The sequence below is a fragment of the Deltaproteobacteria bacterium genome (assembly GCA_016933965.1).
Lineage (GTDB): Bacteria > Desulfobacterota > Syntrophia > Syntrophales > UBA2210 > JAFGTS01.
In genome coordinates this window covers 45,596-57,061 of sequence record JAFGTS010000044.1, presented here as the reverse complement: position 1 = coordinate 57,061, position 11,466 = coordinate 45,596, and the positions used below count along the sequence as shown (strand labels likewise).

At 56.0% G+C, this 11,466-nt stretch carries 12 protein-coding genes; 2 read left to right on the top strand and 10 right to left on the bottom strand.

The window, feature by feature from the left end; genetic code table 11:
- Positions 1–311: 311 nt before the first annotated feature.
- The 10 genes from JXO48_10870 to JXO48_10825 form a co-directional block, all read right to left on the bottom strand.
- The gene (locus JXO48_10870) at positions 312–593 is read right to left on the bottom strand and encodes an integration host factor subunit beta (protein ID MBN2284383.1); all 282 of its coding nucleotides are present in this window, start codon (positions 591–593) and stop codon (positions 312–314) included.
- A 116-nt stretch (positions 594–709) separates the two neighbouring features.
- Complete coding sequence (locus tag JXO48_10865) at positions 710–1,453, bottom strand: rRNA pseudouridine synthase (GenBank protein MBN2284382.1); 744 nt, start codon at positions 1,451–1,453, stop codon at positions 710–712.
- Between the two features lie 7 nt (positions 1,454–1,460).
- Positions 1,461–1,985, bottom strand: coding sequence for an SMC-Scp complex subunit ScpB (gene scpB, locus JXO48_10860; protein ID MBN2284381.1), 525 nt, complete (start codon positions 1,983–1,985; stop codon positions 1,461–1,463).
- Positions 1,986–2,702 carry a segregation/condensation protein A gene (locus JXO48_10855; GenBank protein MBN2284380.1) on the bottom strand — a complete coding sequence of 239 codons (717 nt, stop codon included), beginning with the start codon at positions 2,700–2,702 and terminating at the stop codon, positions 1,986–1,988.
- A gap of 82 nt (positions 2,703–2,784) precedes the next feature.
- Positions 2,785–3,777: a tryptophan--tRNA ligase gene (gene trpS / locus JXO48_10850; protein MBN2284379.1), complete on the bottom strand. Its 993-nt coding sequence runs from the start codon at positions 3,775–3,777 to the stop codon at positions 2,785–2,787.
- A 209-nt stretch (positions 3,778–3,986) separates the two neighbouring features.
- Complete coding sequence (locus JXO48_10845) at positions 3,987–4,256, bottom strand: HU family DNA-binding protein (GenBank protein ID MBN2284378.1); 270 nt, start codon at positions 4,254–4,256, stop codon at positions 3,987–3,989.
- A 315-nt stretch (positions 4,257–4,571) separates the two neighbouring features.
- On the bottom strand, positions 4,572–5,810 hold the full coding sequence (locus tag JXO48_10840; GenBank protein MBN2284377.1) for an MltA domain-containing protein: 1,239 nt from the start codon (positions 5,808–5,810) through the stop codon (positions 4,572–4,574).
- Between the two features lie 14 nt (positions 5,811–5,824).
- Positions 5,825–6,283 (bottom strand): N-acetyltransferase, encoded by a 459-nt coding sequence (locus JXO48_10835; GenBank protein ID MBN2284376.1) that lies wholly within the window; start codon positions 6,281–6,283, stop codon positions 5,825–5,827.
- A gap of 16 nt (positions 6,284–6,299) precedes the next feature.
- Complete coding sequence (gene recN, locus JXO48_10830; GenBank protein ID MBN2284375.1) at positions 6,300–8,051, bottom strand: DNA repair protein RecN; 1,752 nt, start codon at positions 8,049–8,051, stop codon at positions 6,300–6,302.
- A 4-nt stretch (positions 8,052–8,055) separates the two neighbouring features.
- Entirely contained in the window at positions 8,056–8,916 is an 861-nt protein-coding gene (locus JXO48_10825) for an NAD(+)/NADH kinase (protein ID MBN2284374.1), read from the bottom strand.
- 251 nt (positions 8,917–9,167) lie between these two features.
- On the opposite strand from JXO48_10825, the gene JXO48_10820 reads away from it, so the two are divergent.
- Positions 9,168–10,316 (top strand): DUF362 domain-containing protein, encoded by a 1,149-nt coding sequence (locus JXO48_10820; protein ID MBN2284373.1) that lies wholly within the window; start codon positions 9,168–9,170, stop codon positions 10,314–10,316.
- A gap of 88 nt (positions 10,317–10,404) precedes the next feature.
- Positions 10,405–11,448: a recombination-associated protein RdgC gene (gene rdgC / locus JXO48_10815; GenBank protein ID MBN2284372.1), complete on the top strand. Its 1,044-nt coding sequence runs from the start codon at positions 10,405–10,407 to the stop codon at positions 11,446–11,448.
- The last annotated feature ends 18 nt before the right edge of the window (positions 11,449–11,466 follow it).

Genomic DNA, 11,466 nt, shown 5'->3' with positions numbered 1-11,466 from the left:
CAAAGGGGGGCTTTCGGTGCGGCATTTTATCAAAGGTGGCTTTTCACTCTGTCACTCTGTCACTCTGTCGCTTTGTCGCTTTGTCACTTTGTCGCTTTGTCGCTTTGTCGCTTTGTCGCTTTGTCACTTTGTCGCCTTGTCGCTTTGTCACTTTGTCGCCTTGTCACTGTAATCACCGGAAGAAGGGACCCGACCCGTTAAGAGAACAATAAAAAAGGGGATTTCTCCCCTTTGATAGATCATGACACACTTTCCGCCGCCTCATGCATGACCGGTAACGGCCTCCCGCGGCGGCTGTACTGAACCCAAGACTACTTTCCGGAATTTACCCGTTCCTTCAGTTCTTTCCCCACTTTGAAAAACGGCAGTTTCTTGGGGGTCACCTGAATTGTTCCTCCCGTTTTCGGGTTTCTCCCCGCATAGGCGCCATAGTTTCTCACGACAAAGCTCCCGAATCCCCTGATCTCGATCCTTCCGCCTTTTTTGAGCTCATCGCTGAAACCCTTAAAAATAAGATTGACGACCTCCGTTGCCTGGCGTTCCGTCAAATCCTCTTTTTTGCTGAGAGCATCGATCAAATCAGATTTGTTCATAAAACCCCCTTCTTTTGAGACTGGTCAAAATTATACGGTTCACCATCAACACGATGACTGTTCTTTTCGCTCAAAAAGACTAATGGGTTTACATATTGTTTATTTTATTACTAAAGTCAAGATATTTTTCGTCTATCTCCGATATTGCCCCGATCGAGCAGCCGCTTGACCTCTTTTTCACTCAGATGGCGGTATTCTCCGGGTTTGAGGTGCCCCAGCTCCAGCCCGCCGACAGCGGTCCGGATGAGACGCACGACGGGCAGACCCATCGATTCGAAAACCCTTCTGATGATCCGGTGCCTCCCCTCGGATATTTCGATCCTCAGCCAGCAGCTCTTCCGGTTCTTCTTTTCGATCCCGACAGCGGACGGCTTGAAGAGGCCTCCGTCGATCCAGAGCCCCGCACTGACGCGGCCGATGGCATCACCGGTGACGGCGCCTTTCACCTTGACGAGGTAGGTTTTGGAAATTTCAAATTTCGGATGCTGGATCCGGTACGAGAACTCACCGTCGTTGGTGAGCAGCAAAAAACCTTCCGAGTCATAATCGAGCCTGCCGACGGGAAAGAGCCGTTCAGAAATATCCCTGACGAGGTCCGTCACGATGGGCCGTCCTTCGGGGTCTCTCATGGTCGTTACATACCCTCTCGGCTTGTTCAGCAGGATATACAGGTCGGGTGTTCCCGCCGCTATGAGCCTGCCGTCCACCCGTACCTCATCGGACCTGATGTCGGCCTTGCTGCCCAGTTCCGTCACGATGACATTATTGACGCTGATACGTCCCTCGCGGATCATCTTTTCCGCTTCACGGCGCGATGCGATCCCCGCGCGGGAGATGATTTTCTGGAGGCGCTCTCCCATTGGGTTTCTATTCCTCAAGTTCTTCCAGGTCCTTCATGGTGGGGAGCTCGGAAAGGTCGTTCAGGCTGAACACTTCGAGAAACCTTCTGCTCGTACCGTACATGATGGGCCGGCCGGGTACGTCCTTTCTCCCGACGATCCGTATCAGGTTCTTTTCCAGAAGACCTTTCAGAGCGCCACTGGCATCGACGCCGCGGATCTTCTCTATGTCCGACCGCAGGACGGGCTGGCGGTAAGCGATCACCGCCAGCGTCTCCAGGGCGGCACGGGAAAGGCTCGTCGCTCTGGCGGCTTTCAGTTTTTTGACCCAGGAAGCGCATTCTTCCGCCGTTCTGAAGTGATACCCGCCGGCTACCTTTCGCAGCACAACCCCCCCCTGTCTCCCGGCGTACTCTCTCACCAGGTCATCGAGGGCCGTGGTAATGTCTTCACGGCTCACCTCGTTCCCCATCACCTCGAGCAGCTTTTCCACCGTGAGCGGCATTTCGGATACAAAAATGAGGGACTCTATTATCGCCTTGATCTGGTTCATTTATTCACCCACCGCGAGACAGATGCGAATCGGGCCGTACGGCACGGCCTGATAGGTCCGCACCAGGCGGAGCTTCATAAGTTCAAGGATCGCCAGAAACGTATAGATGACCCGCGTACGGTTCGCCATTTCACCGAGCAGTTCCACAAAGGTCATCTCTTTTTTGCGCTGGAGTTCATCCATGATCTGCGCGATCCGTTCCGTGAGCGATACTTTTTCGACGTCGATCGCCATCGATTCAAAATCCTTTACGGACGCGATGAGCTGGCGGAAGGTCGCCACAAGCTCCAGGATCCCGATCTCCCGTATGGGCATATCCCCGTCGTCGGTCTCTTCGTCCGGACCGGCTTCCCTGTCAAAGACATCCCGTCCCAAAAGCGTCAGCCGCTCAAGATTCAGGGCCGCCTCCTTGAAGGCCTGATATTCGAGGAGTTGCCGCACCAGCTCGCTGCGCGGGTCCTCCTGGTCCTCCTCATCCCCTTCCTCATCGACGGGGAGCAGCATCCTCGACTTGATGTGAATGAGCGTCGAGGCGATCAGCAGGTATTCCCCCGCCAGGTCGAGATTGAGCGATTTCATTGCCTCTATGTATTCAAGGTACTGTTCCGTAATGAGCGCGATGGGAATGTCGTAGATGTCTATCTCGTTCTTCTTGATGAGGTACAGAAGGAGATCCAGCGGACCTTCGAATACGTCCAGTTTAATCTCATAGGTCATGTCTGTTACCGGTGATGCTTCTCAACGATCCAGGCCCTTTGCCTTCAGGGTCCGGTCCCTCTGAACTGCCGCCGCGCCGTCTTCAGATCCTGACGGCTTCCCGCACTTCCTCCATGGTGGACCGGGCGATCCTGCCGGAGGCCTCATTCCCCGCCGTGATGATCTCCCGTACCTCATCGATATGGGCGAGATAATAGTCCTGCCGTTCATGAATCCCCGCCATTTCTTTTTCAATACGGCCGGCAAGCCGCTGTTTACATTCGACGCAGCCGATACGGGCGCTCCTGCAATCCGCTTCGATCTCCTGTACTTCCTCCCGGTCCGTGTAGATATTGTGAAAGGCGAAGACATTGCATACCTCCGGTCTGCCGGGGTCGTTCTTCTTCTGCCGCTGTGGATCGGTGAACATGGAAAGTATCTTTTGCCTCAGTTCATCACCGCGGTCCCTGAGATATATGGCGTTTTCGTAAGACTTGCTCATTTTTCTCCCGTCGATCCCGAGAAGTTTCGGCACCTCCGTAAGGAGCGGTTCAGGTATGGGAAAGACCTCTCCATAGAAGAAGTTGAATCGCCGGGCGATCTCACGGGTCAATTCAACATGGGGCAACTGATCGACGCCCACGGGCACACCGTACGCTTTGTACATGATAATGTCCGCCGCCTGCAGAACGGGATAGCCGAGAAAGCCGAAGGTTGAGAGGTCCCTGTCATGAAGCTCCTCCCTCATTTCCTTGTAGGTGGGGTTCCTCTCGAGCCAGGGCATGGGTGTGATCATCGACAGGATGAGAAACAGCTCGGCGTGTTCCTTCACGGCGGACTGAACGAATATGGTGCTTCGCGTGGGATCAAGACCGACGGTGAGCCAGTCTATGACCATATCTATGGTATAGTCCCTGATCATGCCCGTGTTCTTGTAATCGCTCGTCAGGGCATGCCAGTCGGCAACGAAATAAAAACAGTCGTACCCTCCTTCATCCTGCAGATCGACCCAGTTTTTGAGGGCCCCCTGAAGGTTGCCCAGATGAAGCCTTCCGGTAGGCCTCATGCCGCTCAAAATCCTTTTACCCTTCACCATCCGAACCTCTGTGTATTATGTCACCCGGCGCCGGCCGACGGCACGGCTGCTTCGGTGCGTCAGGATGTATAGCAGATTCGATCGGAATCTGTCAATTTCCTTGATCTTGCATCCCTCTATCCCGTCGTGCTCCGGCCCGGCACTCAGCCGAAAAAAAGGCCCCCGATTTCACTGAAACCGGGGGCCTCACATGGAAGATCCGTGCTGAATCAGACTTTTGCCGCAAGCGCCTTTCCAGCTTTGAACTTGACAACTTTTTTGGCCGGAATCTTTATTTTGGCGCCGGTCTGAGGATTCCTTCCCGTCCGCGCCTTCCTCTTCGCCACGGAGAAGGTCCCGAAACCAACCAGACCAAGCTTGCCGTTTTTCTTGAGCTCTTTAGCCACATTGGTAACATAAGAGTCCAACAGCTTCGCAGCCTGTGCCTTGGTTACACCTGCATCTTTTGCCATTGCTGCTACTAATTCGGCCTTTGTCATACTCCCGTCCTCCTTTTATGGAATTGTATTTGGCAGTACCCGAAATGAAACCTCCTCCCTGCTCCGAGGCCGCATGTACCATTCCGTCATAGAATGGTTTGCATTTCATGGTACCACGTACGCACGCTGCTTATGAATCTCCCCCTCTTTTTTCAATGTCCCTTAACATTCCGTGTTGCTTGGATTTCTAACACAAAGAAAAATAACAATCAAGCAAAAATATAGTATTGGCGCAGGTTTTGGTTATTTTTTCTTCTGTAGTGTTCATTGTGCGGCATTCCCCGCCGGCAGCGAAAGACAATAATCTGTTAATACTTACTTTTTTCTCACCAGGAAATACAGCTCGCCCTCCTGCCTGAGATGCCCCGCCATGATCTCGGCATAGGCATCGTCACCGCAGTAAAGGTCAACGCGCCGGGGTCCCTTGATGGCGCCGCCTGCATCCTGGTTCAGAGCGAATCTGCTGAAGAATACCCAGTCCACGATATTTCCGTCGTTGTCTACGGTCGGCTTTTTCAATCTGATGAAGGCAAGGGCTCCCTGGGGAAAATATGCCGGGTCCGTCGCTATCGTTCGTCCCGGGGTCACGGGAACATCGAGACAGCCAATGGGTCCCTCTTCGACGATCCGGAAGAAGACATAACTTTCGTTGTGGGCCAGGATCCGGAGCATTTCATCGGGGCGCTCCCGAAGGTATTCCTTGATCCCCCGCATTGAAACCTGAGCCGGCGTGAGTCCTTCCCTCTCCATCAGGAGCCTTCCCACGCTCCGATAGGGATGACCGTTGGACTGGGCATAGCTGACCGTCAGCCGGCGGCCGTCGGGAAGATTGACCAGGCCCGACCCCTGAATATGCAGGAAAAAGACATCGACCGGGTCGGCGAGCCACACCAGTTCGAGGCCGCGCCCGCGGAGGCACTGTTCGATATCGATCTCTCCGCGCGTATAGTAGGGAACCGCCTCGTTCCCATCGAGCCTCGCGATAAGCCGTTCCCCTGCATGTTTTTCATCGAACCGCCCCAGATGTATCACGATGTGATCATCGGGGGTCCGGTAAATGGGATAGGCAAATACGGGGGTCTGCGTGAGCGATCCTTCAAGGACGGGGGCATAATACCCGGTGAAGAGGACCGCGTCCCCGGCCGTTCCCGCTGCGGACCGGTATAGATCAAAGGTGTTGCGCAGTTTCCGGCTTCGCTCTGCCGGTGTGGAACTGGTTTTTACGATCGTGAGAAAGTCCCTGAGGGATTCCTTCAGCTCCTGCACGGTATAGGGGATCCCGCCGAAAAAAAACAGCCGATCGTCGGGAAGCCGCTGGTAATAGTCAAGACTTCTCAGGACCGCCAGTTCGAGGGAACCGGGATCAAGGTCATCATCGAAAACAAGGTCTTCACCGGGCTCGACCCGGATCAGGGAGGGAACGGCGGGCGGGACCTCGAGCGGCGGTTTTTCCGGGGGGATTTCGCAGCCCGTGACGGCAACGAGAACGAAGACCAGCAACAGCGCTGTTTTCCACCATCCTGAAACACCGTGTATCCCCGTTCGTCTCCGCACGTCGTCGTCTCACCTCACAATTCCAGTATCATTGCCACTTCGTCGCAGTAATCGGGATATTTGGGGCACTTGAAGCAGTCGGACCATATCTTCTCGGGGAGCGTCGCCCGGTCGATGATCTTAAAATCAAGAGTGCTGAAGAACGCCGTCTGGTAGGTCAGGGTGAAAATGCGCATCAGGTCGAGAGTGATCGCCTCGGAGACGCAGGCCTCCACGAGGGCCCTGCCGATGCCTCTCTTCCGGTATTCGTCCCTCACGTAGAGAGAACGGACCTCGGCGAGGTTCTCCCAGAAAATGTGCATGGCGCAGAGGCCGGCAAGGACATCATCTTTTTCATCAACGAACACGAAAAAATCCCGGAGGCTGCTGTAGATGTCCATCAGGGACCGGGGAAGCATCTCCCCCTTCTGCGCCGATTCGTTGATCAGGCGATGTATGATCTTTGCGTCACTGACCTTTGCTTTTCGAAGCATTCGCCGTCCCTTTTCTTCACCTCTGCGCCCCGTCACCCGGGACTTCATGTTCACGCCGGCCCTTTGCGGCGGGGGTCGCCGTTCGCGATCTTTTCCCCGCGTTCCTGAGCATCTCCACCGCATGGGCCCTGGTCTTCTCGGTGATCTCGACACCACCGAGCATCCGCGTTATCTCTTCGATCCGTTCATCCCCACGGAGACGATCCATCCGTGTCTGCGTCCTGCCCCCGTGCACCTCCTTTGAAACCCGGAAATGTGAATCGCCGAAGCAGGCAATCTGCGGCAGGTGCGTTATGCAAATGACCTGATGATGATGCGACACGTCCTTCAACTTTTCACCGACCACTTCAGCCGCCGCGCCGCCGATACCGCTGTCCACTTCGTCAAAGACGACGGTCCCCACCGATGCCGTTCCGGCGAGAACCTTTTTCATGGCCAGGACGATGCGGGAGAGCTCGCCGCCCGAGGCGATACGGTTCAGGGGCTTCATGGATTCTCCCGGGTTGGTGGTGAGATAGAACTCGATATCGTCCGTCCCCTTTTCATGGAGGACGGGACCGCCGGCCTCATCAGCTGCCGGCCGGAACAGCACCTCGAAGACGGCGTTCTCCATTTTCATGGAGCGGATCTCCTTTTCTACGGCTTCCGTAAGGACCTTTGCCGCCGCTCTTCTCTGAAGAGAAAGTTCCTCCGCCTTCGTCACGAGCATCTTTTCCATTGAGGAGATCTCCGAAGCAAGTGACATCAGCTCTTCCTCCAGCGATGCCATGTTCCGAAGCTCCCGCTCGAGGGTCCCTTTCTTTTCAAAGATCGCCTCAATGGTCACGCCGTATTTCCGCTTCATCCTTCCGATGGATTCGAGCCGCTCGTCAATGACTTCAAGACGGCCCGGGTCGGAGACAACACGTTTCAGATAGTCGCGGATCGTCAGCGCCGCGTCCTCGAGGGAGTACCGTGTCGATTCCATGTCTTCGACCGAAAGTGGAAAGCTTCCGTCTATCGATCTCACTTCACCGAGGGCGGCCGACACCCGGTCGAGACGCTCCAGGACCGCGCCCTCCGATGCATACAGAATATCAAAGGCCTCGCCGGCCAGTTCTTCGAGGCGTTTCGCGTTGGCAAGGACCTTTTTTTCATCCCGCAGAAGGGTATCCTCACCGGGCGTCAATCCCGCCGCCTCTATTTCCTGGAACTGAAACCGCAGGAGTTCTTCGCGGGACTTCTTTTCGGCATTCAGGGCCGTAAGCTCGCCGAGGCGTTTTTTCAGCGCCTGATATTCCCGAAACAGCAGGGCATAGCTCGATCTGGGCGGCATCAGGTCGCCGAATTCATCGAGGATATCGATGTGGCTTGCGGCATCTATGAGGACCTGGTGCTCGTGCTGCCCGCAGATGTTGACCAGGAATTCGCTCACAACGGACAGCATGTTCACCGTCGCCGGCCTTCCGTTGATATATATCCTGTTCTTGCCGGAACGGGAGATCACCCGTCTCAGCAGGAGTTCATTCTCGACGGGCAGATCCATGGACTGCAGCGTTTCCTTCACCGTTCCGTTCTCTACATCAAAAAGGGCTTCCACTTCTGCCGAATCTTCAGAGGAACGGATAAGATCGCTCGATGCCCGATCCCCCAGCAACAGGCTGACGGCTCCGATGATGATGGATTTCCCGGCCCCCGTCTCACCGGAGATGATGTTGAGCCCCTCCGTGAAGGATGACCTCAGCTCATCGATGATGGCAAAATGCCTGATGGTAAGCTCTCGCAGCATGATGTTACGGCAACCCGCCCCACCCGAGTTTTGTTCGCAGTATCTCCCAGTAATCGTGCAACGGTGAATCGACAAGGTGTATGTCATAGGGCGATTTCCGTATCATGACACGGTCGCCCGATCTCAGTTCGAAGAGGTCCTGTCCGTCAAGGGTTACGGATACCCCCCGCTCCGGTGTCATGACAACGACGGTCATCGTCACCTCGGGAGGAAGCATGATCGGCCGGTTCGTCAGCGTATGCGGGCATATGGGCGTTATGATGATCGAGTAGTGTTCCGGTTTGACGATGGGGCCTCCCGCCGACAGGGAGTACGCCGTCGAGCCCGTGGGGGTCGAGATGATCAGACCGTCCGCCTTGTAAGTGGTCAGGTACTTTCCATCAATGAACGTTTCCAGGACGACCATGCGCGAGAGGCTTCCCCGGGTGATGACGATATCATTGAGGGCCGAGTGTTCCACGCCGTCTACGGATGCTTCCAGCATCATCCGCCGGGATGTCTGATAGTCACCTTTGAGGATCATCTCCATGGCATTGAACATGTCACCCAGGTTGATGACGGTCATGAACCCGAAACCGCCGAGATTGATCCCCACCAGCGGGACCTGGGATTTTCTGATCGAGCGAGCCGCCCGCAGAAGCGTTCCGTCACCCCCGAAAACGATGATCATGTCCGTGAGAGACGCCAGGCGGTCCCGCGGGATGCCCCCTTTGAGGTCCAGCATGCCTGCCGTTTCCTCGTCGAGAAACACCTGCACCCCCCTTTCGACAAGCCAGTCCCGGAGGCGTTCCGACTGATGAACGGCATTTTCCTTCTCACTGTTCGCGATAATTCCGATCTTCCGGATCCCCATTATTATCTCCATCTCCCGCCGCCGGCACCCATCCCTCGGCAGGTCATGGCAGCCGGTACGACCGTCGCTGAACCGTATAATGCTTACGAAGTCGTCAATACCTATCACAAAAAGAAAACACTGTCTATCGGCGAAAGATGTTCCCTTCTTCAGGAAGGCCGTACCCGACAACGTCCTGCCGGACCGATTCGATTGACAAACGGGACAAAAGTACTCACAATGTGTGAAATGCGTCAAAAACAGCCGGCGAGGGAAGGTTTCCGATGGCGACAGTGGCGATCATTGCCTGCGACAGTTATGAACCCGGGACGGTAAAAGCGGCCGTTTCGCGGGGGCTTTCCCTGCTGGGCGGAATGGAGAATTTCATCGATAAAACGGAAAAGGTCCTTCTGAAACCGAACCTTCTTTCGGCATCCCCCCCTGAAAAATGCGTGACCACCCATCCCGCCGTCTTCAGGGCCGTCGCCGAATCGGCGCTCGAAGCGGGGGCTGTTGTCAGCTATGGTGATTCACCGGCCATCGGCGGTTTCAGGAACGCCGCCCGCAGAGCGGGTCTGGCAGCCGTCGCCCGGGACCTCGCTATCGGTATCGCCGATTTCAGGACCGGGGTCGAGGTCTCTTTCCCCGAGGGAAAACAGAACCGCACGTTCACTGTCGCCCGCGGCGTTCTTGAGAGCGACGGGATCATCAGTCTCCCCAAGTTCAAGACCCACGGGTTTCAGAAGATCACCGGCGCCGTCAAGAACCAGTTCGGCTGCATTCCGGGAATCCTGAAGGGCGAATATCACGTGAAGTTGTCCGATGCGATGGACTTCGCAAAAATGCTTGTCGATGTGGCCCGGTTCGTGAACCCTCGCCTGTTCATCATGGACGGGATCGACGCAATGGAAGGCAACGGACCGGGCAGCGGGACACCGAAGCGACTGGGCGTGATCCTCCTTTCCTCCGACCCGGTGGCGCTCGACGCAACGGCATGCAGGCTTGTCGACCTCAATTTCCGGCTCGTCCCCGCCATCCTGTACGGCGGGCATTTCGGCCTCGGCACCTTTCAGGAAGAGGAAATCGACCTGCTCGGTGATGATATCTCCTCACTGGTGCGTTCGGACTTCGACGTTGACCGCTCTCCGATCAGGCCGTACCGTAAGGGGGGTATGACACGATTCCTCAGCAATGCCCTGGTGCCGAAGCCGGTCATCGTAAAAAGGAAATGTATCCGCTGCGGCCTCTGCGTCGAGATGTGCCCCGCCGTGCCGAAAGCCCTCCTGTGGTTCGATGGGGACTGCTCAAAACCGCCCCATCACGATTACTCCTGTTGCATTCGCTGTTACTGCTGCCAGGAAGTGTGTCCCGAAGGGGCGATCGAACTGCAGGTCCCCCTGATGCGCTCGATCCTGAATCCCCTCATAACATGATCACGGACCCGATTCGACTTGACAGGGAACGCCGCCCGAAGTAGGGTTCCTTCCTTTACCGGAGAAAAAATCGCAACGGAGAAGAAGCATGGGGTTGATAAAAGGGACGATAACCTTCTCACGATATCACGTGGCGGGTGATCTACCGCAGGATTTTTCCGCCTTTTTCGACAGGGAACTGAAAAAATACGCCTTCGATAACTCCTCGGTCGTTCGTGAAAAATCCCTGGGCTGGACGGGTCTTGAAAATGTCCTTGATCGGAATTTTGAATACGCCAGCTATCATCTGGGTGAATGCCTTGTTTTTTCCCTGCGCATCGACCGGCGGACCATACCGCCCGCGCTGCTCCGGCTCAGGATACTGGAAGCCGAAAAGGCCCGGGCTGAGGAAACAGGCCGGCGGCGCCTCTCCCGTTCGGAACGGAAAGACATAAAGGAGCAGGTCCGCCAGAGGCTGCTCGAGAAGGTTCCCGCGATCCCCTCGTTCCATGACGTCATCTGGTGCCCGGCGAAGGGGTGGCTCATTATCGGCACGACGGCACCGTCGGTCATGGAAGATTTCGAAAAGTACTTCGACCGCTCCTTTTCCCTGAAACTGGTCCCCGCCCTTCCCTGGACAGGTGAAGAAGATATTCCGCCCCTGCCGGGCCGCGAGTTCCTGACCTGGCTCTGGTTCAAGAGCGAGGAGAGGAACGGCACCATGCTGGTCCCCGGGCTCGGCGACATAGAGGTCGTTTTCTCCCGCAGGGTGGTCTTCGAATCAGGTGAGGGAGAATATACCGAAACGGTCGTCTGCCAGGGGCTGCACGCGGACCTCAGTGAAGGAAAGACGGCGCTCAGGCGGGCGAAGAAGATCAGGGAAGCACGCCTCGGCCTGGGCATCGGAACGGACCGGATGGAGTGCACCATCAAGGCGGACCGTTTTCTCTATCAATCGTTGAACATCCTTTCCGATTTCGATGAAGAAGAGGAAGAAAGGGAGGCAAAACTGCTTTACCGGACGTCCGCCATCGAGAGAATGGTTGACACGATGGAGAAACTCTTTGCGCTGTTCCTGGAGCGGCGGCGCTCCGCGGCGTGGGAACAGGAAGAACTTCCCCGCATGAAAAAATGGATGGAGCAGGGTCGGTAAGGAACACTCTCACACGGA

Excerpts from the sequence above, each read along its gene's own strand:
- recN (MBN2284375.1), bottom strand. The coding sequence starts at position 8,051 with ATGCTGCGAGAGCTTACCATCAGGCATTTTGCCATCATCGATGAGCTG.
- JXO48_10825 (MBN2284374.1), bottom strand. The coding sequence starts at position 8,916 with ATGGAGATAATAATGGGGATCCGGAAGATCGGAATTATCGCGAACAGT.
- scpB (MBN2284381.1), bottom strand. The coding sequence starts at position 1,985 with ATGAACCAGATCAAGGCGATAATAGAGTCCCTCATTTTTGTATCCGAA.
- JXO48_10855 (MBN2284380.1), bottom strand. The coding sequence starts at position 2,702 with ATGACCTATGAGATTAAACTGGACGTATTCGAAGGTCCGCTGGATCTC.
- JXO48_10835 (MBN2284376.1), bottom strand. The coding sequence starts at position 6,283 with ATGCTTCGAAAAGCAAAGGTCAGTGACGCAAAGATCATACATCGCCTG.
- JXO48_10845 (MBN2284378.1), bottom strand. The coding sequence starts at position 4,256 with ATGACAAAGGCCGAATTAGTAGCAGCAATGGCAAAAGATGCAGGTGTA.
- JXO48_10870 (MBN2284383.1), bottom strand. The coding sequence starts at position 593 with ATGAACAAATCTGATTTGATCGATGCTCTCAGCAAAAAAGAGGATTTG.
- JXO48_10820 (MBN2284373.1), top strand. The coding sequence starts at position 9,168 with ATGGCGACAGTGGCGATCATTGCCTGCGACAGTTATGAACCCGGGACG.
- JXO48_10865 (MBN2284382.1), bottom strand. The coding sequence starts at position 1,453 with ATGGGAGAGCGCCTCCAGAAAATCATCTCCCGCGCGGGGATCGCATCG.
- trpS (MBN2284379.1), bottom strand. The coding sequence starts at position 3,777 with ATGGTGAAGGGTAAAAGGATTTTGAGCGGCATGAGGCCTACCGGAAGG.
- rdgC (MBN2284372.1), top strand. The coding sequence starts at position 10,405 with ATGGGGTTGATAAAAGGGACGATAACCTTCTCACGATATCACGTGGCG.